This window comes from Pseudomonas sp. ICMP 460 (genome assembly GCF_002723595.1).
GTDB lineage: Bacteria > Pseudomonadota > Gammaproteobacteria > Pseudomonadales > Pseudomonadaceae > Aquipseudomonas > Aquipseudomonas kitaguniensis.
Genome location: NZ_LKBR01000010.1, coordinates 72,433 through 98,534 on the forward strand (window position 1 = coordinate 72,433; position 26,102 = coordinate 98,534).

Annotated in this window: 20 protein-coding genes; 4 read left to right on the plus strand and 16 right to left on the minus strand. The window is 59.3% G+C overall.

Translation table 11 applies throughout. The annotated features are described in order from the left end of the window. Positions 1-7 precede the first annotated feature (7 nt). Positions 8-1,027 carry an arginine/ornithine succinyltransferase subunit alpha gene (gene aruF, locus AO240_RS08920; protein WP_058415111.1) on the minus strand — a complete coding sequence of 340 codons (1,020 nt, stop codon included), beginning with the start codon at positions 1,025-1,027 and terminating at the stop codon, positions 8-10. A 197-nt stretch (positions 1,028-1,224) separates the two neighbouring features. Further along, the gene (locus AO240_RS08925) at positions 1,225-2,445 is read right to left on the minus strand and encodes an aspartate aminotransferase family protein (protein WP_099236229.1); all 1,221 of its coding nucleotides are present in this window, start codon (positions 2,443-2,445) and stop codon (positions 1,225-1,227) included. Between the two features lie 303 nt (positions 2,446-2,748). On the opposite strand from AO240_RS08925, the gene AO240_RS08930 reads away from it, so the two are divergent. Further along, positions 2,749-7,800 (plus strand): leucine-rich repeat domain-containing protein, encoded by a 5,052-nt coding sequence (locus tag AO240_RS08930; protein ID WP_099236230.1) that lies wholly within the window; start codon positions 2,749-2,751, stop codon positions 7,798-7,800. Here the strand turns inward: AO240_RS08930 and argR are convergent, their stop codons facing one another. The 7 genes from argR to acs all read right to left on the minus strand — a co-directional run bounded on the left by argR (position 7,801) and on the right by acs (position 15,688). Then, positions 7,801-8,781: a transcriptional regulator ArgR gene (gene argR, locus AO240_RS08935; RefSeq protein WP_058415114.1), complete on the minus strand. Its 981-nt coding sequence runs from the start codon at positions 8,779-8,781 to the stop codon at positions 7,801-7,803. It lies immediately after the preceding gene. A gap of 127 nt (positions 8,782-8,908) precedes the next feature. Next, the gene (locus AO240_RS08940; RefSeq protein ID WP_058415115.1) at positions 8,909-9,673 is read right to left on the minus strand and encodes an ABC transporter ATP-binding protein; all 765 of its coding nucleotides are present in this window, start codon (positions 9,671-9,673) and stop codon (positions 8,909-8,911) included. Positions 9,674-9,700: 27 nt separating this feature from the next. After that, entirely contained in the window at positions 9,701-10,813 is a 1,113-nt protein-coding gene (locus tag AO240_RS08945) for a succinylglutamate desuccinylase/aspartoacylase family protein (protein WP_099236231.1), read from the minus strand. A 1-nt stretch (position 10,814) separates the two neighbouring features. Next, a complete protein-coding gene (locus AO240_RS08950) occupies positions 10,815-11,513 on the minus strand; it encodes an ABC transporter permease (RefSeq protein ID WP_099236232.1) in 699 nt (232 codons plus the stop codon). Further along, complete coding sequence (locus AO240_RS08955; RefSeq protein WP_058415118.1) at positions 11,510-12,199, minus strand: ABC transporter permease; 690 nt, start codon at positions 12,197-12,199, stop codon at positions 11,510-11,512. Before AO240_RS08955 ends, AO240_RS08950 begins: the two co-directional genes overlap by 4 nt. Before the next feature lie 91 nt (positions 12,200-12,290). Next, entirely contained in the window at positions 12,291-13,076 is a 786-nt protein-coding gene (locus AO240_RS08960) for an ABC transporter substrate-binding protein (RefSeq protein WP_058415119.1), read from the minus strand. 656 nt (positions 13,077-13,732) lie between these two features. Next, the gene (gene acs / locus AO240_RS08965) at positions 13,733-15,688 is read right to left on the minus strand and encodes an acetate--CoA ligase (protein WP_099236233.1); all 1,956 of its coding nucleotides are present in this window, start codon (positions 15,686-15,688) and stop codon (positions 13,733-13,735) included. 397 nt (positions 15,689-16,085) lie between these two features. Between acs and AO240_RS08970 the strand changes: the two genes are divergently transcribed. Then, positions 16,086-16,355 (plus strand): DUF2790 domain-containing protein, encoded by a 270-nt coding sequence (locus AO240_RS08970; RefSeq protein ID WP_099236234.1) that lies wholly within the window; start codon positions 16,086-16,088, stop codon positions 16,353-16,355. A 161-nt stretch (positions 16,356-16,516) separates the two neighbouring features. On the opposite strand, the gene AO240_RS08975 is transcribed toward AO240_RS08970, so the two are convergent. Continuing rightward, on the minus strand, positions 16,517-16,930 hold the full coding sequence (locus AO240_RS08975) for a type II toxin-antitoxin system VapC family toxin (protein ID WP_099236235.1): 414 nt from the start codon (positions 16,928-16,930) through the stop codon (positions 16,517-16,519). Continuing rightward, complete coding sequence (vapB, locus tag AO240_RS08980; RefSeq protein WP_058415123.1) at positions 16,927-17,157, minus strand: type II toxin-antitoxin system VapB family antitoxin; 231 nt, start codon at positions 17,155-17,157, stop codon at positions 16,927-16,929. The genes AO240_RS08975 and vapB overlap by 4 nt, the downstream gene beginning before the upstream one ends. A 482-nt stretch (positions 17,158-17,639) precedes the next feature. Between vapB and AO240_RS08985 the strand changes: the two genes are divergently transcribed. Both AO240_RS08985 and AO240_RS08990 read left to right on the plus strand, forming a co-directional pair. Beyond that, the gene (locus AO240_RS08985) at positions 17,640-18,890 is read left to right on the plus strand and encodes a ribonucleotide-diphosphate reductase subunit beta (protein WP_099236236.1); all 1,251 of its coding nucleotides are present in this window, start codon (positions 17,640-17,642) and stop codon (positions 18,888-18,890) included. Between the two features lie 53 nt (positions 18,891-18,943). Then, positions 18,944-19,432 carry a DUF1289 domain-containing protein gene (locus AO240_RS08990; RefSeq protein WP_099236237.1) on the plus strand — a complete coding sequence of 163 codons (489 nt, stop codon included), beginning with the start codon at positions 18,944-18,946 and terminating at the stop codon, positions 19,430-19,432. A gap of 36 nt (positions 19,433-19,468) precedes the next feature. On the opposite strand, the gene AO240_RS08995 is transcribed toward AO240_RS08990, so the two are convergent. The 5 genes from AO240_RS08995 to AO240_RS09015 are packed head-to-tail and all read right to left on the minus strand — an operon-like array spanning position 19,469 to position 26,093. Beyond that, entirely contained in the window at positions 19,469-22,066 is a 2,598-nt protein-coding gene (locus AO240_RS08995; RefSeq protein ID WP_099236238.1) for a DUF2235 domain-containing protein, read from the minus strand. After that, on the minus strand, positions 22,051-22,689 hold the full coding sequence (locus AO240_RS09000; protein WP_371918610.1) for a DUF3304 domain-containing protein: 639 nt from the start codon (positions 22,687-22,689) through the stop codon (positions 22,051-22,053). The genes AO240_RS08995 and AO240_RS09000 overlap by 16 nt, the downstream gene beginning before the upstream one ends. Beyond that, positions 22,674-23,195, minus strand: a complete 522-nt coding sequence (locus AO240_RS09005) for a DUF3304 domain-containing protein (protein ID WP_256585900.1) — start codon at positions 23,193-23,195, stop codon at positions 22,674-22,676. Before AO240_RS09005 ends, AO240_RS09000 begins: the two co-directional genes overlap by 16 nt. Further along, the gene (locus AO240_RS09010; RefSeq protein ID WP_099236239.1) at positions 23,192-24,001 is read right to left on the minus strand and encodes a DUF4123 domain-containing protein; all 810 of its coding nucleotides are present in this window, start codon (positions 23,999-24,001) and stop codon (positions 23,192-23,194) included. Before AO240_RS09010 ends, AO240_RS09005 begins: the two co-directional genes overlap by 4 nt. A gap of 37 nt (positions 24,002-24,038) precedes the next feature. Then, the gene (locus AO240_RS09015) at positions 24,039-26,093 is read right to left on the minus strand and encodes a type VI secretion system tip protein VgrG (protein ID WP_099236240.1); all 2,055 of its coding nucleotides are present in this window, start codon (positions 26,091-26,093) and stop codon (positions 24,039-24,041) included. Positions 26,094-26,102: the final 9 nt, after the last annotated feature.

Consider the following 26,102-nt stretch of genomic DNA (forward strand, 5'->3'; position numbering starts at 1 on the left):
TCTGTGTTTAAACGGCAACCAGACGCACGCTGGCACCTTCGCCGACGCCCAAGGCTTCGGCGGTTGCCAGGTCGAGGATCACCGGTTTGCCGGGCGCGTAGTCCAGGTCCAGCATCACCGCACGGTAGTCCTGCAACTGCGCGTTGCTCACCAGGTACTGGCGGCCAACACCCTTGACCATCTCGCCGATCTTCACCGGCACTACGCGGCTTTGGGCGATTGAGCGAATACCCGAAACCCGCGCGTGCAGCGTTGGGCCACCGTCGAAGATGTCGATGTAATGGTCGGTCTCAAACCCTTCACGCATCAGAATGTCGAAGGTGATTTGCGCGCGCGGGTGCACCTGGCCCATGGCTTCCTGGGCGGCGTCCGGCAGCAACGGCACGTAGATCGGGTAGTGCGGCATCAGCTCGGCAAGAAAGGTGCGGCTTTTCAGCCCGCACAGGCGTTCGGCGGCGGCGTAGTTGAGGTCGAAGAAGTTGCGGCCGATGGCGTCCCAGAACGGCGAGTCGCCGTTCTCATCGCTGTAGCCGACTATCTCGGTCACCACCGAATCGGCGAAGCGCTCCGGGTGGCTGGCGACAAACAACAGGCGGCCACGCGAATTGAGTTCCGACCACGGCGAACCAACCAGCGCAGGCATCACGTAAAAACTGGTGAGCAGGCTGTTGCCGGTGAGGTCGTGGCACTGCGAAAGCACATGGATCTTGTTGTGGATTTTGAGCTCGCGGGAGGCGTGCACAAAGGTTTCGTTACGAAAACTGTAGAACGGCTCCGAGTAACCCGCCGACGCGACGATGGCCGAGCAGCCTGCGAGCTTGCCGGTTTCGGTGTCTTCGAGTACGAAGAAATAGCTTTCTTCACCGTTGAAACTGACCTCGGCTGCGAAAGACGCTTCGCTGGCGGCGATCTTGTCGCTCAGGCGTTCCACATCATCCGGCAAGGAAGTGACACCAATCGGGCTGTCCGCAGCCAGACGCTGTACCTCGCCCAGATCAGCCATTTGCGCGGGGCGCATCACCAGCATGGTGTCACTCCTTAACTCGAAAAATCATAGGGGAAAATACCGGGAAGATCAGGAACAACACCTACCCACAGTGGGAGTATTCCAATGTTGGAATAGTGCAATGTGGGAGGGGGCTTGCTCCCGATAGCAGTTTGTCATTTGATAAATCAGGTGACTGATTCACCGCTATCGGCAGCAAGCCCCCTCCTACATTTGAATCAAGCTTGCGTCAGGGTTTTCACTGCACGCTCAAAACGGTCCAGGCCTTCGTTGATGTCCGCTTCTTCCACCACCAGGCTCGGCGCAAAACGCACCACGTCCGGGCCGGCTTGCAGGATCATCAGGTTTTCTTTTTCGGCCGCGTTGAACACGTCCTTGGCCCGGCCTTTGAAGGCGTCGCTCAACACGCAACCGATCAGCAAACCCAAACCGCGCACTTCGGTGAAGATGCCGTATTGCTCGCCGATCTGCTGCAGGCGCGCCTTGAACAGCGCGTGCTTGGCGTTCACCCCGGCCAACACGTCAGGCGTGTTGATCACGTCGATTACCGCTTCGGCCACCGCACAGGCCAGCGGGTTGCCGCCGTACGTGGTGCCGTGGGTGCCGACCACCAAATGCTTGGCCAGCGCCTCGGTAGTCAGCATCGCCGCGATCGGGAAACCGCCGCCCAGGCTCTTGGCGCTGCTGAGGATGTCTGGCGTCACGCCGTAGTGCTGGTAGGCGAACAAGTGGCCGCTGCGGCCCATGCCGGTTTGCACTTCGTCGAACACCAGCAACGCATTGTTCGCATCACACAGTTCGCGCGCACCTTGCAGGTAAGCCAGTTCGGCTGGCAGCACGCCGCCTTCGCCCTGGATCGGTTCCAGCACCACCGCGCAGGTTTTGTCGGACACGGCCGCTTTCAAGGCGTCCAGGTCGTTATAAGGAACGTGGGTGATGCCGGTGATTTTAGGCCCGAAACCATCGGAGTACTTCGACTGGCCACCGACGTTAACGGTAAACAGCGTGCGGCCGTGGAAGCTGTTGAGCGCGGCGATGATCTCGTACTTTTCAGTACCGAAACGGTCGAACGCCACGCGACGGGCCAGCTTGAACGCGGCCTCGTTGGCTTCGGCGCCGGAGTTGCAGAAGAACACGCGCTCGGCAAAAGTGGCGTCGATCAGCTTGTGCGCCAGGCGCAGCGCCGGCTCATTGGTGAAGACGTTGGAAACATGCCAGAGCTTGTTGGCTTGCTCGGTCAATGCACCGACCAGCGCCGGGTGGGCGTGGCCCAATACGTTAACCGCGATGCCGCCGGCAAAGTCGATCAGCTCGCGACCCGCCTGGTCCCATACGCGCGAACCCGCGCCACGCACAGGGATAAATGCGGCAGGTGCGTAGTTGGGAACCATGACCTGGTCGAAATCGGCACGTTGCACCGGGGCTTGCTCAACGGACATCGGAGTCTCCTGAAGAGGAACGCCTGCCTGATACTGGCGGGCGATGCAGGGATTGTAAGGACAGTTTTCAGCGCGGCCTTGCCGCCAAGCGACAACTTCTTATAGCGCCAACCCCGGTTTTACGCGGGTTTACGGCAATGCGACATATTGCGTCGCAATGGCGCAGTGTAAACCAGCGGCGGGGTTTTCGGCACAACGCGCCGGATCAGATCAACCCGTGCCAATTGCGCTAACCCGTTAGCACCCACGGTTGCCGCACGCCGATTTACTGGAGCGCTTTAATCACGCTCAAGGATTGGCAACATGCCTGACTCTGCAGAACAAACGCCGCGCACCACCCTCTCGACTCAGCCCGACAGCCATTACGCGCAGTTAAAAGACGCGATGCCGCGCTGGCTCGGCGAAACTTCCTCGCGCCGCCGCCAAACACTCGGCCACAGCACTGCGCGCCTGCCCCAAGCATTGCGCGACGCCAGCGCCAATAGCCAAAGCGAGTTCAAGCGCCTGGCGATTGCCCACTGGAACGCGCAAAACAAAGTCGAACAGGCGCTTGCCGGTGTGCTGGACGCCCAAGCGTTTGCCGAACCGATCCTTACGCTCGCCCTGAAAACAAAGTTCGGCCTGGACCTGGATGTCAAAAATACCTTCTTGCGGCTTTACATCCCGCAAACGATTCCCGGTTTTGCGCTCCGTTCGGGCGCCAGCCGCACCTGGACCGTGTCACTGCTCGACGCCGCCCTGCACAACTTCGAACACAAGGAAACGTTGGCGGACGCCTATGAAATGGTGTCGACCTTCGTGACGCGCCCCGACGCCAGAGGGCTTTTCGAGACCTTGCCGGCCATCAAGCGCGTGCTCTCGATTCAGGCCTTTACCCAGCTGTGCCGCGACCTCGATATCGGCGCGCAGTATGAACGCTACTTGCAGGAGCAACTGGGCATGACCGAACCGGTCGCCGAGGCAGTCTTGCAACGCAAAGTCGAACGCAGCCACAAAGCCGAGTTGCACACCGCGCTGCACTGGGCCTTGCTCAAGGGCGACCTGCAACCAGACTATTACCAACTGCTCCAGGGCCTGGTCGACAGCGTGGCCGGCGCCGGCGTGCGCCTGGCAGGCCAGACACTCCGTTACCACGACCTGAGCCTGATGGGCGTGGACCTGCCCGGCATCATCGTGTTTGCGCCAGACCTTGAGCAAACACGCACTGCGGTGCGTATCGTGGCCTATGTACCCGGCGACCCCGAACACCCGATCAAGGAGTACGCCTCTGCGCAGGCGATGCACCAAGAACTGGTGCGCCAGTTGCGCAGTGACGACTACCAACGTTTTTTCAGCCGTTTTGTGGCGCATGAACAACGCGGGCATTTTTTCGCCAACCTCAGCCAGTTGCTCGGCAGCATTACCTGGCACCCTTTTGTGCCGGGCAGCAACCTGCCGAGCTGGCGCGAAACGCCCACGGACAATCCAAGGGTGCGCTTTGTGGCGACCCCGGGCAGTCGCAACCTGTGGCGCCATCAGTACCAGCGCCAACTCAACCAGATCCTCAATGACGGCCGCACCAACGCCGTCGCCACGGCAACCGTGGACCGCGCGGCGCGTTGGGCGTTGTGGGATTCCTTCGTCAATGTGGCGTCCGCAATCCTGCAAGCCGCCGCTTTTGTCATCGCGCCGTTTGTGCCTTTTGCCGGAGAATTGATGCTCGGCTATATGGCCTATCAATTGCTGGATGAGGTGTTCGAAGGGATCATCGACTGGAGCGAAGGCCTCGGCAGCGAGGCGGTCGAACACCTGCTGGACGCGGTGCAAGCCTTGGTTCAACTGGGTGGTTTCGCCGCGGGCAGCAAGATTGCCATCGCCGAATTTCGCAAGGTGCTGCCCCAAGGCGTGATCGACTTCATTGACCGCTTCAAACCGGTACAACTCGCCAATGGCCGTACGCTCTATTGGAAACCCGACCTTGCGGCCTACGAACAGCCGGTCAGCGTGCCAGCAGGTACGTACCGCGACCCGTCAGGCCTGTTCCAGCATCAACGCCAACACCTGTTGCCGCTGGACGACAAATTCTACGCCGTGGAAAAAGCCCCGGCCGCCAATACCCTGCTCATCCAACACCCGACGCGTGCCGACGCTTATCGGCCGAGCGCGCAGCACAACGGCCAGGGCGCCTGGCACACGGAACTGGAGCGCCCATTGCAATGGGACGCAAAAACCCTGTTACAGCGCCTGGGGCACAGCGTGGACGGTATCAGCGACGCTGATCAGGCGCTGGCGCTGAGCATCAGTGGCGTTGACGAAAGCGCACTGCGCAAAATGCACGTTAACAGCCACACGCCTCCCGCCCTGCTGATGGATACCCTGGACCGCGTGCGGGTCGACCGGGACATTCAAACCTTGATCGACCGGCTGAACAGCGATGACCCGGCAGCCTATGCGCAAGTGGACCCACAGGCGAATGTGCAACTACTGACCACGTATGGTTACTGGCCGGAAACACGCCGCCTGCAATTTATCGACGCCCAAGGCCAGGCGGCCTGGGCCTTTGGCGACACCCAACTGCCCGCTGTCGAGATACCCGAAAGCCAGTTGAACACGGGTGATTTGCTCAAGGCGATACTCACCCAGTTGCCGGCGCCAGAGGCTGCCAGTGCGTTTGGCGCAGCGGTCGGGGACTTGCGCCTGAGCCTGGACGCACGCACCGGCCATCTGCGCAAGAAACTCGCGGCCATTGCCCAGGACAAGCGCGCGTCCTTGTTTGAATCACACTACGCCAACCGGCAGGCCACGCGTGACCCACGGGCGCAGCGCCTGATGGACGCAGCCCCTGGCCTGCCCGCCTGCGTTGCGGAAAAACTGCTGGAGCAGGTCACGGCCGAAGAACTGCAAGCGCTGGATAACCAAAACACACCTCAGCGCCTCGGCCTGCTGGCGCGCAACGCGTTCGAAGAAGTACGCCTGAGCCGGGCCTATGAAGGTTTGTACTTCGGCGCCCAGACGCTGGACACACAGCGCCTGGCGCTGCACTCGCTGCCCGCACTGCCCGGCTGGTCTGCCCAAGTGCGCCTCGAACTTCGCGACTACAGCGCCACCGGCAGCCTGCGCGACCAGATCGGCGCTGCCGATGCGCCGATTGTGCGGACCTTGGTGCGCAGCGAAACCGGCCAGTACACAGCGTATGGCGAGCGCGGTTCGCTGGCCGCCGCCAGCGATTTTTATTCGGCCATCCTCAGCGCACTGCCCGACAGCCAGCGCCAAGCTATGCAGTTGAACGTGGACCAAGGCCCGCGCCTGCGCCAGCACATTCGGCAGCAGGCCATAGCGCGCAATCGCTTGCGCGAAATACTCAGCACAGACCCGCTGCGCAAACCGACTTACGACCCCGAAACCATGAAGCTGTTGGGCGGCATGGACGGCTACCAGGCGCAGGCGGCCTATGGTGACGGGCCGCCGCCGCTGACTGCGCAGTTACGCGAGCTGTTCCCGAGCCTGGCGGACGCGCAAATACAGCTGCTGCTCGAACACATGCAGACGCGGCCGGAAGGTGCCGCCAATCAACTTGCGCTCCTGCGTGAGCAACGGCAGATATTGCGCCAGAATTTGCACACCTGGCAGGCCGACATTGCGCCTATCGACCCCGACACGCAGCTGGCAATGACCGCCGAGCGACGCTATTACGAGCAACAATCGCGCACGTTGGTGGCCGAACAGATTGAGCAGTGCTGGCGTCGGGAAACCGATAAGGACGAGTATTTCGCCAACCCCGCCCGCAACGGTCATACGCTGAGGCTTTATGCGCCGGGGTTAGCCGACCTGCCGGAGCTGGGCGTCACCTTGAACCATGTGTCACTGCTGTCGCTGATAAGCGGCAGGCGTATGGGCGGCGTCGAGCATTTTTTACTCAGGTTCCCCAGGCTGCGTCATCTGGAGCTCAGGTCGATACCGCTGGCAGACTTGCCGCCACAGCTGAGCGGCATGCGCACGCTGAACAGCCTGACCCTGAGTGATTGCAACATTACCCTCACCGCGCAAAGCCATGCCCGATTAAGCGCAATGAGCAACTTGCATTCGCTCGACCTGCACAGCAACCCGCTGCGGCTGGTACCCGATGTGCGGGGCATGCCCGAGCTGATTTATCTGGACTTGTCGGCCACCGGCATCGACCACCTGCCGGACGGCCTGGTACAGCGCCCAATACTGCAGGCAGCCCTGCTCAGCGACAACCAAATCAGCGCACTGCCCCAGACCCTGTTCAGCGTGACGCCCGACATCGCCAGGCAATTTAACCTTTCGGGCAACCCGTTGATGCTGCCGGCACTGGAACAGATCAAGGCCTACTGCCAGGCATACGGCGAGCATTTCAACGCCCAAGCCCCGAGCGTGGAACGCTCCAGGGTCAGGATTCTGTACCCGACCTACCTGGAATCCGAAGCTGACCGCTTCCTCTTCAGGCTGCCCGGCAACATGGACGCGGTCGGCCCGACGTTGACGCGCATTGAAGCCGAATACGCCCAACTGGTCACCGACTTGCAGCAATGGGCGCTGAACGTACCCGATCGCCATCCGATTCTTGACACCCCACTGGATGAACAGGCAGCCGCCCAGGAGCAACTCGCACGCCTGCACATCAAAACCGTGCTTGAAGAGGCCTGGCGCCGCGAAAGCGAGGAGGATGAAGAAAGCCTGGGCGATGAATTCACCCATTCAGTGGCCCTGCAAACATCAGCCTTGGGCCCGCTGCCGGAACTGAGCGCAACGTTCGAGCATGTCTCCAACCTGGAAATCAACGGAGGCGGCACCACCGGCAATGTCGATGGCACATTGCGCTGCTTTGGCAAACTGGAAACACTGACACTCAACCGCTGCGTGCTAGGGACGCTGCCGACCACCCTGCCGCGCTTGGCGAGGCTGGCCACCCTGAGCATCGAGGAGTGCAGCATCACCTTGACCACGCCGGACATCAACATGCTCGGCGACATGACCGAGCTTGAGTACCTGAGCCTGACCAATAACCCACTGAGCCTGGCGCCCAACGTCAGCAACCTGTCGCAATTGAGCGCGCTGCACTTGCGCAACACCGGCATCAGCGAGGTGCCCCACGGCGTGTTCAGCCTCGCGAATCTGGAAACGATCGACCTGAGTAACAATCTGATCCGCGAAATCCCGGCCGATCTACTCGAATCGACCACAGCCTATGGCTACGATTGCGATTTCAGCGCCAACCCCTTGTCGCCGCGGAGCCTGGACCATCTCAGGCAACACTACGTGCGCACCGGCGTTGATTTTCAAGTAGATGCCGCCACCGTGGATGAGCAAGGCGCGCAATTGGTGATCGTAGGCCCTACACCGATGGAGGAGTAATCAACCGCGCTCGGACGGCACTGACGACAACTCGAACGGGCTGCTGCTGCGCCGCTGGTTGCGGTCTTCGCGCGGGGTGGCGCCGAAGAAGTTGCGGTAGGCGCTGGAGAAATGCGGCCCCGAGGAGAAGCCACACGACAGGCCGATCTGAATGATCGACTTGCTGGTTTGCATGAGCATCTGGCGCGCCTTGTTCAGGCGCAGTTCCAGGTAGTACTGGCTGGGGACGCGATTGAGGTACTGCTTGAAGATGCGCTCCAGTTGTCGTCGCGACACACACACGTGCTGGGCGATTTCGTCGGTTGTCAGCGGCTCTTCGATGTTGGCTTCCATCAGCAATACGGCTTGGGTCAGCTTCGGGTGGCTGGAGCCCAGGCGGTTTTGCAGCGGGATGCGCTGGCGCTCACCGCCTTCGCGGATGCGCTCCACCACCAGTTCTTCGGACACCGCACCGGCGAGTTCGGCGCCGTGGTCGCGGGCCAGCACGGCCAACAGCAAATCGAGCACCGACATGCCGCCACAGGCGGTCAGGCGGTCACGGTCCCAGTCGAACAAGTGGCTGGTGGCGATGACCTTGGGGAAGCGCTCGGCAAAGTCATCCTGCCAGCGCCAGTGCACAGCGGCGCGGTAGCCGTCGAGCAGGCCAAGCTGGGCCAACGGGTACACACCGGCCGACAAACCGCCGATCACGCAGCCTGCGCGAACCTGCTGCTTGAGTGCGCTGCTGAGTTGCGAAGCAATGGCGGTGGGCGGCTCATCCGCCAGCAAAAACAGCTTCTGGAAGCCTTCAAGCTTGCCCGCCCATGGCTCACCCGGCAATTGCCAGGCGCCTTCGGTGGCAGGCTCGGCGAGCAGAAACGACAACTCGTAGACCACCTCCGGGTGCACGCGCTGAGCAACACGCAAGGCCTCCTCAGCCAGCGCAAGCGTCAGTGCTTTTGTGCTGGGCCAAATCAGGAAACCAATTCGATGGGCGGTCATGGAGGGCTTTCCGAAGCGAGAAACAGTAATGAAGACAAAGGCCAATGCTAGCCGGTAAACCAACACAAATCTCAAAAACCATGAAGAACCACTGTGGGAGGCGAGGCTTGCTGCCTCCCACATTTATTTATTTCAGGCTGCCGGAGAGGAACTGCTGAAGACGCTCCGATTGCGGGTTAACCAACACTTCGCGCGGGTTGCCACGTTCTTCGACGATGCCCTTGTGCAGGAACACCAACTGGTTCGACACTTCACGCGCAAAGCCCATTTCATGGGTGACCACCACCATGGTGCGGCCTTCCTGGGCCAGGTCCTGCATGACCTTTAGCACGTCGCCGACCAGCTCCGGGTCAAGCGCCGAGGTCGGTTCATCGAACAGCATCACCTCGGGCTCCATCGCCAGCGCGCGGGCGATCGCTACGCGTTGCTGCTCGCCGCCGGACATATGGCCGGGGAAGGCCTCCTTGCGATGGCCTACGCCGACTTTGGCCAAATAATGCTCGGCCTTTTCGCGCGCGTCTTTTTTCGACATGCCCAGCACGTGCACCGGCGCTTCCATCACGTTTTCAAGCGCAGTCATGTGCGACCACAGGTTGAAATGCTGGAACACCATCGACAAGCGCGAACGCATGCGTTGCAGTTGCTTGGGGTCGGCAGCGCGCATGGCGCCGTCTTTATTGGCGACCAGTTTGAGCTCTTCGTTGTTGAGCAGAATCTTGCCGGCGTGCGGTTGCTCAAGCAGGTTGATGCAACGCAAAAAGGTACTTTTGCCCGAACCACTGGAACCGATGATGCTGATCACATCACCGGCCGCGGCGGCCAGGGACACACCTTTGAGCACTTCATGACTGCCATAGCGTTTATGCAGGTCTTGGACTTCAAGCTTGTACATGCGGTCGGTTCTCACAAAAACAGGTGGTCAGTCGTTGAGCAAGCGCCCGTGCCGCAGCGCTTCGCGCCCCGCCACCTTGGCCAGCCAGAAACCCGCTTGGGCATAACGTAGCCGTTCAACGGCAAACAACACCCCGGACGTGCCCGCACACACAATGCTGACGCGGTCGTCCAAGGGATCAATCACTTCGAAAATCGGCTCACCGCTGTCGACCCAGTCACCGGCCTTGCGCAGGTAGCTGATCACACCGGCATGCGGCGCAAACAGCAACTCGGTGCCTTCGAACGGCAGGCCTTCACACGGTTCGTGCTGCGCGGCGGGCCATTGGCCTGTGACCAGGCCTTGCTCGGCGAGGAACGCGAGAATGCCTTCGGCGTGGAAAACCGCCTCGTCACGCCCGGTGTCGGCCTGCCCGCCCAACTCCAACGTCGTCGCCAGGCACGCCAGCGGAACCTGCGCGTCGGGGAACGCCCGCGACAGGCGCAACCACGGCAGCGAGCAGGCTTCATCGAAGGAGCTGCCGCCGGAATCTTCCGCGAGCAAGCCCACCTTCACATTCAAATGCGCAGACAGCGAACGCCACTGCGGCCAGTGCTGGGGCAGCGCGTACATGTGCAGCGCGGCTTCGGCGTCGCAATGCAGGTCGAGCACGATGTCGGCGCTGCACGCGTGGCTCAGCAACACGCGCTGCATGCCTTGCAACTGGCTGCTCGGCTCGGGCAGTGCGGCGAGTGCATCGCCCATCGCCTGGCGGATCAGGCGCACGTTAGCGTGCGGGTCATCGCCCAGCTTGCCCTGCAGCAACTCGGCCACCGGCGCGCTCAATTCAACGAAATCGCGGTTGAAATTCTTGCCGCTGCCGACCTCGAAACGCCCCTGGTGGCTGCCTTGCAACAGTTGGCCGAGGCCCATCGGGTTGGCCACCGGCACCAGCTCGATCACGCCATTCAGGGCGCCTTGCTGTTCGAGTTCGGTGAGGCGCTTTTTCAGCTCCCACGCAGCGCGCATACCGGGCAATTCATCGGCGTGCAGGCTGGCCTGGATATACGCCTTGCGCTCGCCGCTGCCGAAACGAAACACGCTCAGTTGGCGTTCGCAGCCCAGGTGGCCCCAGGGCAACAGGTGATCGATACGTTGCATATCAGTGCTTCCTTGGAGCCAGGTAGCTCAGCCAGCGGCGCTCGGCCAACTTGAACAGGCGCACCAGGATAAAGGTCAGGCACAAGTAGAACGCGCCAGCGGTGATAAAGGCTTCGAACGGCAGGTAAAACTGCGCGTTCACCGTGCGCGCGGCACCGGTGATGTCGATCAGCGTGACGATGGACGCAAGGCTGGTGGTCTGCAGCATCATGATCACTTCGTTGCTGTACTGCGGCAACGCGCGGCGCAGCGCCGACGGCAGCAAAATGCGCCGGTACAGCTTGTAGCGCGACATGCCCATGGCCTTGGCCGCCTCGATCTCGCCATTCGGCGTGGCCTTTAGGCTACCGGCGATGATTTCGGCGGTGTAGGCGCTGGTGTTGATCGAAAAGGCCAGGCACGCGCAGAAGGTCGCGCTGGACAGCAGCGGCCACAGAAAGCTTTCGCGCACGGCTTCAAATTGCGCCAGGCCGTAGTAGATCAAAAACAACTGCACCAGCATCGGCGTGCCACGAATCACGTAGGTGAACAACCACGCCGCGCCGTTGACCAGCGGCTGTTTGGACACGCGCATCAAGCCCAGGGGCAAGGCCGCGAGCAAGCCGAAGAACAGCGAGACAGCCAGCAATTTCAGGGTGGTCAACATGCCGCCGACGTACAGCGGCAGCGCGTCCCAGATGACGTTGTAGTCGAAGATCATAGATCAGCCGCCCTTACGCCTACCGAGTAGCGCTTCTCAAGGTAACGCAGGGCCAGCAACGACACGCTGGTGATCACCAGGTACATCGCCGCCACTGCGAGGAAGAAGGTAAAAGGCTCACGGGTGGCATCTGCCGCCTGCTTGGCCTTGAACATCATGTCTTGCAGGCCCACCACGGAAATCAGCGCAGTGGCCTTGGTGAGTACCAGCCAGTTGTTGGTGAACCCAGGGATAGCCAGCCGGATCATCTGCGGCACCATCACCCGGAAGAACACCTGAAAACTGCTCATGCCATACGCAAGGCCGGCCTCAGCCTGGCCCTTGGGAATGGCCATGAAGGCGCCACGGAAGGTTTCCGAGAGGTAGGCGCCAAAGATGAAACCCAGGGTGCCGATACCGGCGGCCAAGGGGCTCAAGTCAATATAGTCGTCATGGCCGAGCATCGGCGCGACGCTGTTAAGCAGGTTTTGACCGCCGTAAAAAATCAGCAGGATCAGCACCAGGTCAGGGATCCCGCGGATCACCGTAGAGTACAAGTCACCCAGCCAGGCCAACCAGCGCACCGGCGACAGGCGTAACGCGACCCCGATCAGCCCCAGAACAATGGCCAGCGCCATGGAGGACAAGGCGAGCTGAAGCGTCAACCATGCGCCATCGAGGATGACGGCCCCGTAGCCTTTCAACATGATTCAGGTCCTCGAAAAGGCGGATGAAAAAATGGCGCAAACCTCAGGAATTCTGTTGCTTGCGCCATTCTGCACAGACAGCTGCGACGGTTTACTGAGCTTCAGGCCCGTAAATATCGAAGTTGAAGTACTTTTTCTCGATTTCTTTGTATTTGCCGTTGGCACGGATCGCGGCGATAGCAGCGTTGATGCGGTCCAGGTTTTCTTTGTCGCCTTTGCGTACGGCAATGCCTACGCCGTCGCCGAAGTACTTGACGTCGGTGAACGCCGGGCCGCTGAACGCGTAGCCTTTACCGGCTGGCGTATCGAGGAAACCTTCCTGCAACAGGGTGGCGTCTGCCACGGTGCCGTCGAGGCGACCGGCTTCCACGTCCAGGTAGATTTCGTTCTGCGAACCGTAAGGCACCACTGTCACGCCTTTAGGCGCCAGCACTTCCTTGGCGAAACGATCGTGGATCGAACCGCGCTGCACACCGATTTTCTTGCCTTTGAGTTCGTCCAGGCTGTCGCTGACCGTCGTGCCTTCCTTCAACACCAGGCGCGCCGGGGTCAGGTAGTAGCGGTTGGTGAAGTCCACGGACTTCTTGCGGTCTTCGGTGATGGACATGGACGACAGGATCGCGTCGATCTTGCGTACTTTCAGCGCCGGGATCAGGCCGTCGAATTCTTGCTCGACCCACGTGCACTTGACCTTCATCTGTTCGCACAAGGCGTTGCCGATGTCGTAGTCAAAACCCACGATGCTGCCATCCGGCGCCTTCGAGGCAAACGGAGGGTAAGCCGCTTCGATACCAATTTTCAGAGGCTTTTCATCAGCGAAGGCCTGCATGGACAGTACGGACAGCGCCAGGGCGCCCAACAGCACAAGTTTCTTCATCTTGGGACTCCATCGGTAGGGCAAAAAGCAGTATGAGCGGTGGCCCACGATGCGACTTAAGTAAAACCCAATAGCGGCGCTACGTCCCAACCCCGGTTCAACACTGGAGACGGCGAGCGAGTGATCGGCATTCTAACGACAGGCCGGAAGCCGATATTTCCTCAATGCGACAACTATTTACAGAAGCACCGAGAAAGCGGTTCCAGCACATTGACAGTCCCTGTATTTTATGCAGAGACAAAAGATATTAAACCTGTTGATGCTGCAAATTACGCGCCTATTATTCGCAAACCCTTCTGGCACGGCAAGCGTGGCGGCTAATCTTATTTTCAGGGGTGTCTAAAACGCGGCTTTTCGGGATGAAAACGTAGCGCTTTGCCTCATGTTTGGGCGACGGGTTACACATTTGCAGCGCTCGGTTACATTTAGAAATTTCCTACGGCAAAAACCGATATTTATTGGCCTTCAAGATAATCGTTCCCACTGTGGGAGGGGGCTTGCTCCCGATGGCGGTGAATCAGCAAAAGATTTGTCAACTGAACTGCCGCCATCGGGAGCAAGCCCCCTCCCACAGTTGATCTACAGCGCTTTTTCAGGCGGCACAAAAAAGCCCCATCCGGCTTACACCGCATGGGGCTTTGTCAGGCCAACCCGCCTTACGCGGCGTTCATGCTCTTATGGGTCTCAATCAAATGCGCCACCACGCCTGGGTCCGCCAGCGTGGAAATATCGCCCAGCCCGTCATACTCCGCCGTGGCAATCTTGCGCAAAATGCGCCGCATGATTTTCCCCGAGCGCGTTTTGGGCAGCCCCGGCGCCCACTGAATCACATCCGGCGAGGCAATCGGGCCGATCTCTTTGCGCACCCAGTTTTTCAGTTCCAGGCGCAGCGCCTCATTCGGCTCCTCGCCATTTTTCAGCGTGACATACACATAGATGCCCTGCCCTTTAATGTCATGCGGCACACCCACCACCGCCGCTTCCGCGACTTTCGGGTGCGCAACCATGGCGCTTTCAATCTCGGCAGTGCCCATGCGGTGGCCCGACACGTTCAACACGTCGTCGACGCGCCCGGTGATCCAGTAATAACCGTCTTCGTCACGCCGCGCACCGTCGCCGGTGAAATACATGCCACGGAAGGTCTTGAAGTACGTGTCGACAAACCGGTCATGGTCGCCGTACAGCGTACGCGCCTGGCCCGGCCACGAATCCAGAATCACCAGGTTGCCCTCGGCCACGCCCTCAATCAGGTTGCCGAGGTTATCCACCAGCGCCGGCACCACACCGAAGAACGGGCGTGCCGCCGAACCCGGCTTCAGCGCATGCGCGCCCGGCAGCGCGCTCATCATGTTGCCGCCGGTTTCGGTCTGCCACCAGGTATCCACAATCGGGCAACGCGATTGGCCGACATTCTTGTAGTACCAATCCCACGCTTCCGGGTTAATCGGCTCACCCACCGAGCCAAGCAAGCGCAAGCTGCTGCCATCGGCGCCTTCAACCGCCGCTTTGCCGGAAGCCATCATGGCGCGAATCGCGGTCGGCGCGGTGTACAGAATATTGACCTTGTGCTTGTCGACGATTTTCGCCACCCGCGTGATGTCCGGGTAGTTCGGCACGCCCTCGAACAGCAAGGTTGTCGCGCCATTGGCCAGCGGCCCGTAGACAATATAGGTGTGGCCGGTGACCCAGCCGACGTCGGCGGTGCACCAGTAAATTTCGCCTGGGCGGTAGTCGAACACGCGCTCGTGGGTCAACGCTGCGTACAGCAAATAACCGCCGGTGGTGTGCTGCACGCCCTTCGGCTTGCCGGTGGAACCTGAGGTATACAGGATGAACAGCGCTTCTTCGGCGCCCATCTCTTTGGGCGCACACACGGTGCCCGCCACTTTCATCAGGTCTTCGTACCAGATGTCGCGATGCTGGTTCCACTTGATCGCGCCATTGGTGCGCTTGCACACGATGACTTTTTGAATGCTGCTGGTTTCCGGGTTGGTCAGCGCGTCGTCGACGTTGGCCTTCAGCGGAATTTTCTTACCGGCACGAATGCCTTCGTCGGCAGTGATCACCACCTTCGACTTACAGTCGATGATGCGACCGGCCAGGGCTTCCGGCGAAAAACCGCCGAACACCACCGAGTGAATCGCACCGATGCGCGTACACGCCAGCATGGCGACCACGGCTTCGGGGATCATCGGCATATAGATAGTCACCACGTCGCCACGGTGCACATCCTGGCCGCGCAGGGCGTTGGCGAACTTGCAGACTTGTTCATGCAGTTCGCGGTAAGTGATGGTGCGGCTCTCGGCAGGGTCGTCGCCCTCCCAGATAATCGCCGCCTGGTCGCCACGTTCGGCGAGGTGACGGTCCAGGCAGTTGTAGGAAACGTTCAGGGTGCCATCGGCGAACCATTTGATGTCGACGTGGTGGTCATCGAAAGAGGTCTGCTTGACCACAGTAAAAGGCTTGACCCAATCAAGGCGCTGAGCTTGCTCACGCCAGAAGCCATCGGGGTTGACCACCGACTGCTGGTACATGGCCTTGTAGGTTGCCTCGTCGGTCAGCGTGTTGGCTGCTACTTCGGGGCGAACGGGGTACAGGGAAGCCGCACTCATCTTTCTTACCTCGGTGACAATCGTTGTTTTTGTATGCCCTGTTGTAGCCGGGGCTGCCCCATAGAACCATTCGACGATGGTAGTAACAAGCCCCCGCACATTCCCCTGCACGCCGCGCGCGCGCCTCTGGCCCGCACGCTGTGGCGCTTTGCGCCTTGATAAAAAAACCTTAACCCGATGATTGTTACAAAAACCGCCAACAGTGTTTATCAAAAGCACGGGTATATGAATATAACCCGCACGCCTAGAATCAACGCCGTCAACACGACACTGTGATTAACAACGTAACAGCCCCCACGAAGGCAACGTTAATCCGAACTTCCCATTACTTAAGTGACACACGTGGCCTCACAAAGGCCCCGTGACCCCTTTCGCCCTGAAGAAGGTAAATAGAGAAATGAAAGCTTTACTCGTGATGGCCCTCAGCAGCGTGTGCGCCACCGCCGCCCTGGCCGATGAAGCCCCGACCGAGCTGGCCGGCCAGAACGCCCCGATTGTTGAAGACTACAGCTACAGCACCCACTTGGACGTCGCCAAAGTAATGTCCATGAGCACTGTTCCCGATGTATGCAAAGTTGTACCGGTGAAGATGGAATATGAAGACTCACAAGGTCAGCGGCATATTCTTAAGTATCACGTGATGGGCAATGGTTGCTCTAACGGGTAATAACTTAGTGCGTCAGGCGTAACCCTGGATCTTGGTCGCCGCAAGAAATCGTTCTTGCGGCCAAGAGCCGATTTCAGATGTACCGGTTCAAGGGTGGAAGCTGGCTTGCCTGCGATGGCGATACAGGCAACACCCCAGTCGAAGATATTTGTCTCTGTTTCCTAATGTACCCAATCCTCGTAAGACAGCCCTGCAACCCGGCTGAATTCCCGAACATTGTTGGTCACCAACGTACACTCCGTGGCAATCGCATGCCCCGCAATAGCAGTGTCATTTTGACCGATAATTAACCCGTGCTCAGTCAGGCTTCGCTTCACCTCGACCGTCGCGTCTACTGCCGCTAGGCCCCAAGGCAATACCTCGTCAAGCCGCTTCACAAACTCGTCAACTAACGTCTTGTGCTTAGGCGATGCCTTTTTTCCAACCTGCCCATACCGCATTTCGGCGTAGGTGATGGCCGAAATCACGATTCGGTTATTCCTCGCAACCTCCGCCGCTAATCGATCCAGTACGCACTCTGGTCGCTCACGCATGATGAACGAGCAGATGCATGTATCCAGCATGTATGTCGTCACAGATTAAACCTGTCTTCATCACCCACAACATCCTGGCGCTCTTGCAAGAAATCCGCTTCTGCTTTGGGCAACTCTGCAAACGAGGCCCAGCTCGGCCGTAGAGGGCGCAACGTTATCGTGTCGCCGTTACGCGCAATTTCGAGCTCGCCTACTCCCTCATAAGCCATGTCGTTTGGAAACCGAATGGCCTGATTTTTTCCGTTTTTAAAAATTGAGACTGTACGCATGACGTGAACTCCTACCTATGCCTGACATATGCAATGTAGGGACACAAAGTGACATATGCAAGGCATAGGGCAATTCGCCGACGATCGGAGATGTGAGCCAGTCGTAAAAAATCTCGCAACAGCAACCCCCTGTAAACCCTCACTCCGGCTTAAATACCAGCCTTTTTGTGCGTCCACCGAGACCATCCGCCGCAACACAAAGCCGAATTTTTCCCTATAATGCGCGAGTAAATCGGGCCTGCAATATCCCTTTACACAGGGATGAAGAGCCAGACCTGAGGCCTCCGCTGGAGCAAGCACCTGCCGCTCCGCCCCTCAAGCCTCACGCAGAGTACCCGTTCACCCCATTGCGTTTAATGCCTGCGCTAGCTGCTGCAACAAACGATTCCTTAAGATCCACCGCGGCCCGAGGGCCGTGTGAACACCCAACCATCCGGTTTCACACGGGCACCTTTGAGCCCTCACGCAGGAGACGACACGTCATGCTGAGCTGGGACGAATTCGACAAAGAAGAACACGCCGAAGTAGCCACCAAAGGCGCTAACGCCGGCCACGCCACCGAAGCCAACATGGACCGCCTCGACGGTGCCGGCGCTGCCGCCGCCATCGAAGCCCGCGCCGTCACCGCCAGTGACTCCGCCGCCATCGTGCGCGCCAAGGCTGCACTCGACAAACTCGACGTCGCCGAAGGCCTCGCCGAACTCGAAGGCGCCTCCGCCCGCGTCGCCGTTGACGAAAAGCGCATGATCAACTGCCGCGCCGACCTCAACCAACTCGTGCCCTTCAAGTACGACTGGGCCTGGCAAAAGTACCTCGACGGCTGCGCCAACCACTGGATGCCGCAAGAGGTCAACATGACCGCCGACATCGCCGTGTGGAAAGACCCCGAAGGCCTGACCGACGACGAACGCCGCATCGTCATGCGCAACCTCGGCTTCTTCTCCACCGCCGACTCGCTGGTCGCCAACAACCTGGTGCTGGCCGTGTACCGCCTGATCACCAACCCGGAGTGCCGCCAGTACATCCTGCGCCAAGCCTTCGAAGAAGCGATCCACACCCACGCCTATCAGTACTGCATCGAATCGCTGGCCATGGATGAAGGCGAGATCTTCAACATGTACCACGAGATTCCCTCGGTCGCCAAAAAGGCCGCATGGGGCTTGAAATACACCCGCTCGATCTCTGATCCGAAGTTCGAAACCGGCACCGTCGAAACCGACAAAGAGCTGCTGCGCAACCTCGTCGCCTACTACTGCGTGCTGGAAGGTATCTTCTTCTACTGCGGCTTCACCCAGATTCTGTCGATGGGCCGCCGCAACAAAATGACCGGCGTGGCCGAGCAGTTCCAGTACATCCTGCGCGATGAGTCGATGCACCTGAACTTCGGTATCGACGTGATCAACCAGATCAAAATCGAAAACCCGCACTTGTGGGATGCCGAGATGAAAGAAGAAGCGACCCAGATGATTCTGCAGGGTACGCAGCTGGAGATTGAATACGCGCGGGACACCATGCCGCGTGGGGTGTTGGGCATGAACGCGGCGATGATGGAGGACTACCTCAAGTTTATTGCTAACCGTCGTTTGTCGCAGATTGGCTTGAAAGAAGAATATCCAGGCACGACGAATCCGTTCCCGTGGATGAGCGAGATCATGGACTTGAAGAAAGAGAAGAATTTCTTTGAGACTCGGGTGATCGAGTATCAGACCGGCGGCGCGCTGAGCTGGGATTGATATAAAAACGGCCCCTTTGGGGCCGTGTTTGTTTTACCTGTCGATGTTTTTTTATGCCCAATCAAACCATCAAGACACCGTGCGTCGGCCTCTGCTCCACCGTTTACGGGGACCTGGTCTGCCGGGGCTGCAAGCGTTATCACCATGAAGTCATCCAGTGGAATGGCTACAACGCCGACGAAAAGCAGGCGGTGTGGCTGCGCCTGGAACAGTTGCTGGTGCAGGTGATGGCCAGCAAGTTGGAAGTGTTTGACGCACAGCGTCTGCGCCAGCAACTGGAAGATCGCAAGATTCGTTTTATGCCGCACCAGTCGCCGTATTGCTGGGCCTACCAACTGATTGCCCGGGGTGCGCGGGTGATCTCCAAGCTGGATGCCTATGGCCTGGCGTTATTGCCGGAGTTTCGCGAGCGCCACCTCACCGACTTGCGCGATGCAATCGACCGGGAGTTCTTCCTCTTGTCCGAGGCACATTATGAGCGGTACATCGCGCCAGGGTTTATCCGTGACGCGTTTGGGCCAGCACTTATCGCCAGTATGTGAGTAAGTGCTGCCGCGCGGCCCCGCCAGGCGGACGGTCTAAAGCGTGACACTTGCAACCGCCCCCTTGGCTTGGTCCAGCCAGCTTTTTGAGGCCGGTGCCTCGGCACTTGACGCCTGCGACGCGCCATCCAGCGGGCTCGCGGGTGGGCTCAGCGCTGCGCCTTCAAGCGCTTGCGAGGCTTTGAGTATTTCGATCAAGTCTTGAGTCGTGGCGGTGCTCGCCGTCAATGCAGGCGGCACCGGCAAGGCTTGCGCCGCTTCTGACGCAGCGCCCGTCTCGGCAGTAAAGGCGCGAATCGCCTCCAGCCCCTCAAGCATCGGCAGTGTCAGGCCGGTGACACGGTCAAACGCACGGATGCTGGGGAAGTCCACCTTGCCGCGAATCACCGGCGTACCCAGCGACGGAACAATCAACCCGATCAGGTAGCGTGGGTTGCGGCGTCTGATCGTCAGGCCAACACTTGCCACCGCCAACCCCACGCCCACCACGCGTTCGGCGGTGACCAACAGCGATAGCGGGTTATTGGTTTCAGTGTCGAAAAATATGCCGCGATAACGAAAGTAGTCGCTGAAAATTTCCCGTTCATTCAAGGCCGCGTTCATAAACCAGGCGCGCGAGTCGTGCACATGTTCATCAAACATCTGGATGATTGGGTAGACCTTGTCGTTTAACGATTTGCCGTCTGCGCCGAACAGGTTGGCGTAGTTCATCTCGCCGGCCTCGCGCAGGTCGGCATAGTGCTGGGCTTCGTCCTGCGCGTTGGTCATGTACACAAGGCCACCGACCAAGGTGTTGGCAAGCGTGCCAAGGCTGAACAGCTCGCCGGCGGGCCAGCTCCATTCCGGCACATAGTCGCGCCGAAAATCGGCCATGGCGTTGAGCAACTGGCGGCAATCCAGGTTCGGTTCATACACCTTGCTGGTGTTAAAAGCGCTTGAGGAGCGGGCGCCGGTGCGACGTTCGTAGTTCAACTTGATCAGTTGATTATCGTTTTGCGTGGCCAACTGACGTTCAGACCAGACCGGCGCCGGGGTGCCTGCACGGTTGGCTGCGTCTTCCTCAAGCTGCGCGCTGTGTAAGGCTTCAAAGGCGGCGACTTCCTCGGCGGTCATGTCTGCCGCTGGGCCGTTTTTCATCAGCCGGGCGTAAAAGTCGGTATGTTTGGCACGGCCCTTGGCATAACGGCTGATTCGCCAGCCGGTGATATGCCCGGCTTCGCGGGCCATGACCGCTTCCAGTGGGCCGTTGTCCATGGCGTCGAGCCAGATGTTGAAACGCTCGATGAGTTGGGGGCCTACTGCGTATTCAAGGTAAGTCGAGTCACTCATGACTAACCATGGCCAGCGTTTTTTTAACTCATTGCTAAATGCTTTTGGCGGTGCCTGCAACGGCGCGCCAATCTTGTAGGCCTCACTGTACATATGGTGCAGAGCGAGTTGCGACAACACCATATGGCCGCCCTCGGCGGCCTTGCCTTGGTCGCCGGGCGGGTAGCCGCCGCCGACATCGGAGTGCATGCCGGGGTAGATGTATTCCGCCGTGCCCTGGCGATAGGTAGACGGGCAGTTTGGATCGTCCGGGTTGGCTTTGCGCCGAATCGAGTCGACAGGGAAACAACTGCGCTGTTCGTGGGCCGCCACCAAGTGCACGCAGTGTTCAAGAAACGCCTCGGAGTCCGACAAGCGCATGGCGCCGTCGGCCCAGCCCATATGCCCGGCAGCAAACGGCACCAGGTACGGAAGGCCGACCGAGGCCACGGTATCGAATAGCCCCATGAACACAATTTTGATCGGTAGCCCGACATACAAGTAGCAGGTTTCACCTTCCACCTCGACCTTGGTCAGGGCTTCAAGCCAGGTCGCAAACGCTCGCGCCTCGGCGGCTCCGCGTGAAAAGCCGTAGATAAACAGACGTATCGCCATGATTTTAGGGATCGATTTGGCTGTATGCGCTGCGTCAATTTGGCTTTTAAGTTCTGCCAGCGGTTGGGCCAACACCTCTCGGCGGCGCGTATAGCTGTTTTTGAATAGGGAAGCGCCGAGCGCGTCTTCGGTAAGGCTGGTGCCCATTTTTTGCACGAGCGCATAGGCTTCGGGTACTTTCAGTGGTTTCTCATCGCATGCCCTTTTCAGCGCATCAATCAAACGGGTCAATCCCCAGTTGATCCGGTTTTCGCCCCCTGTCGACATGGTGAGCCCTTGGCTATCAGGTTTGAACTCGCCTATTTCCTTGAACTCGGTGCCAACCCCCGGCATGTAGTAAGCATAAAAACCCTCTTGCTCCGCGGCCTCGCTGTCATTCCTCCCCACACTCGCGTGGTACAAGCGAGCCACATTGGTCGTGGTTGAAGGCAATGCGAGGCTGTCTGACGGTTCATGGTTGTTGGTGCCGTCAAAGCAAAGCGTGATCGTCACAATCTGCATGCACGGCGGGCCTGGGTAAACCAGTCCAGCTGCGCGATGTTCATCCATCGACTGTTGTTCAAACGGATGGTAGGCCACCTGTTGCGTTCGATAATTACGCAATACATCCCCAGATGTTTGCGGCAACAGCCCACCCATTTCGAAATCGGGAGTCGGGCTTAGAAATTCCGCAGCAGGTTTTTGGAGTGGCGGGGTCATGGCTTCGGACATGTGGCAGGCTCTTCCATTGTTTGAGGGAAGCGATACGGATAGTTGGGTGTACGGGGCAACATAAGACCTGCCGTAACAGCGACTTGGTTACACGGCAAAAAATGCACATTGACCACACCTAGCCGCTCGTATTGAGCAACGACTACAACCGCACGATGGCGCATGTATTTGGCCGCATGCAGCTTGTAAGCAGCCCGGTAGCCATCTGTCCCAAGCGGAGGCCAATTGGCTGAAGCATGCGGATTTGGGTCTTTCTCCCACTCAACCACCACGGTCAAACCGGGATGCCACTTCACCGGAAGCGGCGCGCAGCACATTTGCCCGCCCCCGTATCCGTAAGGAGCCAAATTCGGCCCGCCATTACCATTCACCGAGAACCGGTTAATCGCCGCCGAGGTATGGCTATAGCCCTCGATGGGCGTGCCTAATCGTTCAGGCTGGGGCTGCGCACAGCCGAGCAGCGAAAGGCCGCTGATTAACATCACAAGGTTAAAACGGATCATCAGAGGTCGGCCTTCATCCCCAGGTGGTTGCGGCGGCAGATCAGCCACTTTGAAGTCAGGTGTAGGGCAGATGAATGCCGCAGCAGGCTTTTGGAGTGGCGGGCTCATGGCTTCGGGCATGTCGCAGGCTCCTCCATTTTTTTAGGAAAATGGAACGGATAATCCGGGCGGCCGGGATACGTAGTCCCCGCTGATACGGCAACCTGGTTACACGGTAAGAAATGCACGTTTACCAAGCCCAAGTCTTCATACGGTGCAACGGCCACAACCGCACGATGCCGGGTGTATTGAGTTTCATGCTCTCTAGCCGCCTTGCGCCAAGCATCAGAAAATGGAGGGTCCGGCCAATTGGCAGAGTCATGCGGATTTGGGTCTTTCTCCCACTCCACCACCACGGTCAAACCGGGATGCCACTTCACCGGAAGCGGCGCGCAGCAGTTCTGCTTTCCACCACCACCATAAGGGCCGACATTCGGCCCGCCATTACCATTCACCGAGAACCGGTTAATCGCCGCCGAGGTATGGCTATAGCCCTCAATGGGCGTGCCTAATCGTTCAGGCTGGGGCTGCGCACAGCCCAGCAGCGAAAGGCCGCTCATTAACAGCGCAAGGAGCAGGCGGCTCATAAATGGTCCCGCTGGCGCGTCAACGTCATTGGAAGATGTTCGCTGAGCGCGCTGGCGATAAAGTCCTGGTGATGGCGCTTGTCCAGCTTCTTGCGACTGATCTGCAGATGGGCTGCAATCAGGCAGCGAATCATCGCTTCGCGTGAAGTGAAGCCATGTTCATTGGGGGGCTTTTCATAGCCATTGAACCACCGAAGCGCGGCGCTAACGGCCTGCCAGTGCGCAATTTGCTCATCAGTCAGGCTCATCCCGGTCAACCTGTTCTGGTTATCCAGGCGGCTGTCGAACCCTGAAACACTGGCGGCCTTGTTGTCATGGTCGATCCAGTGCCACTGGATGACCGGGGCGTTAAAAAGCCGTCGTTGGCAGGGATCAAGCTGGTCAAAAAAGTGCCTGAACAAGCGCGTATCGTAATAACGCAGAACCCCCGAGCGGGCGCCTTTGCTCCAGGTGGCTTGCGTAGCGCCGCGCAAGTGCGCGGTGAGTTCCGCAAAAGGCCAGCGACTGATCAGTATCAGCGCACAAAAGTCGGAATACACCGCGTCCAGCAACGCCGCAATTGCAGTGCGCTGCTCCTGGCTGGCCAACTCTATGCGCAACAGCACGGGCCCGTGGTGCGCCAACGCGTGCTCAGGCGTTTGCTCAAATAGCCACGCGCATGAAGGCGCAGGCGTGAGTTCAAGCAATGTCGGCGACAGTGGCTCGGGCAACGCTGCGCAGTTGATGACTACATCCAGGTGATCAACCTGTGCACTGCGCGCCTCTGCCATCAAAAGGTTCAACCAGTCCTTAGCGGTCGGTAACATGACCCTTCCTTAATAAATGATGTCTGCTGAATACGTGTTAACGCGTTACTAACTGTTCGATCATGGCCTGTGCGGTTGACAGGCAATCTTCACACACAGGGTTCGGCGCCCCTGGCGGCCCGGCTGCCTGACCGTTTTGATTCGACGGGTTTTGCTGCTGTTCAAATAAGGACGGCGCGGCCTGCAGCTCGAGCAAACCCGGCAGTAACGGCGCCGCCGCTGTGCCGCTGATGGGTGCGCCACCGAGTTGAATCTCGGTGCTGCTGAAGATGCCTTCGGGGCCAATCACAAGGTGATGGCCGCCAGCCTTCAAGGTAATGCTCGCGCCTGCGTCAAGAATCAGATGGTGCCCGGCTGTGAGGTGCACTTCCCGGCCTGCTTCGGCGACGAAGGCCTGCCCGACGCGGGTATGGCTGCTGTTGGCGACCTGCAAGTAATCGTTGGCCTTGAGCTCGACCTTGCGATCCGCCGTTACCGTGCGTTGATCCTCAGCCTCAAGCACCGCAATGCTGTTGCCTTTGATGGTTTCGTGGCGTTCGTTGCCCACGTCCAATCGACTGTCATTGTTGATCGTCTGCTGCATGTCACGTTGGGCACGCAGGTAGATCAGTTCCTGCCCTGCCCGGTCTTCAATCGACAGCTCGTTGTAACCACCACTGCGCGGCGAGCTATGGCTGCGCAGCACGCTTTTGGTTTTGTTCGCCGGTAACGGGTACGCCACCGGCATGACCTTGTTGGGCACACAACCGGTGATCAGCGGATGGTCGGGATCGCCTTCCAAATAGGTCACCACCACTTCCATGCCGACGCGCGGAATGGTCACGGCGCCGAAGCTGTCGCCCGCCCAACTCGATGACACCCGTAGCCAGCAACTGCTCTTGTCGCTGCCTAATTCGGCGCGGTCCCAATGGAACTCGACCTTGACCCTGCCGTACTCATCGCAGAAGATTTCTTCCCCCGCGGGTCCGGTGACACGGGCGGTCTGGCTGACCATCGGCGATTTGCGCGTGACCAAGGGTGGCCGGTACACCGCATCCCACGGAATCGCAGTGAAGGTATTGCGGTAACCCTGTGTGAAACCTGCTTCGGGTTTAACCTCAGTGGTCGCTGTCTCCTCCAGTGATTGAGGCTGTTTGCCTGAGTGCGTCACGCTGAGCAACAGCCACAACGCGTTGCACGACTGGCGCGGGTGTTCGGTCAGGTCAAAGAAGTGGCCGCTGCGCAGGATCGGTTGATCGCTAAGGCCCTCGGCCAACTGGTAGTCGCTACGGTGCCGCTCCAGCGCCTGTTGGGCGAGCTGCTTGCCGAGCTTTTCATGCTCGATCAGCGCCGGGTAACGGTAGTCTTCGAGTGCAGGGCTAAACTCGACGGCAGCTCGGCTTTGTCGCAACAGCCTTGGGCGATTTAAATCATAGCCGCGACGCGTGACCTTGCTGGTTCGGCTGCTGAAACGCGTGGAGAACTGGCTGACAACCGGGTAATCCGCCACCAGGTCAGCGTCTTGCTGATAGGGTGTTGCCCCCAGCAAGGGGAAGCCGGCCTGATTGTCGGTGAACAGCAACTGATGGCCATTTTGGCTGTGCTGGTGGTGCCACGAAATCCCTTCCTCACTGCACAACCTGCTGATGAAATCGAAGTCACTTTCAGCGTATTGCGTGCAGTACTCTCGCTCTACAGCGCTGCGCACATGGAAGGTGTACACATCGGCCTGGATGCCGTGGCCGTTGAGCACCTGGGCAACAATCTGCGGCACCGTCATCTGTTGGAAAATTCGATGGTCATGGCTGAACTGCAAATAGTGCAGCGCCGGCACCAACGTCAGTTGATAACGGGTCAGGCGTTTACCGGCCTCGCCTGCGAGCACTTCTTCGATACGCCCATGAATACCTTCGCCATTAGGGCCGAACTGCAGGAAGGCGGGTTGGCTGAGCAGGCTCTCAAGATTGAAGTCCGGCGCCTCGCTGACGAGCTCAACCTTAATCGCGTACAAGGTGCTGATCGCTTCAGTGCCGTGAAAGGCCAGTACCTTGAAATCGTTGTTAACAGACGGGATTAACAACACGAAGTGCGCAGCATTAGCTGACGCGAACATACGCTTATC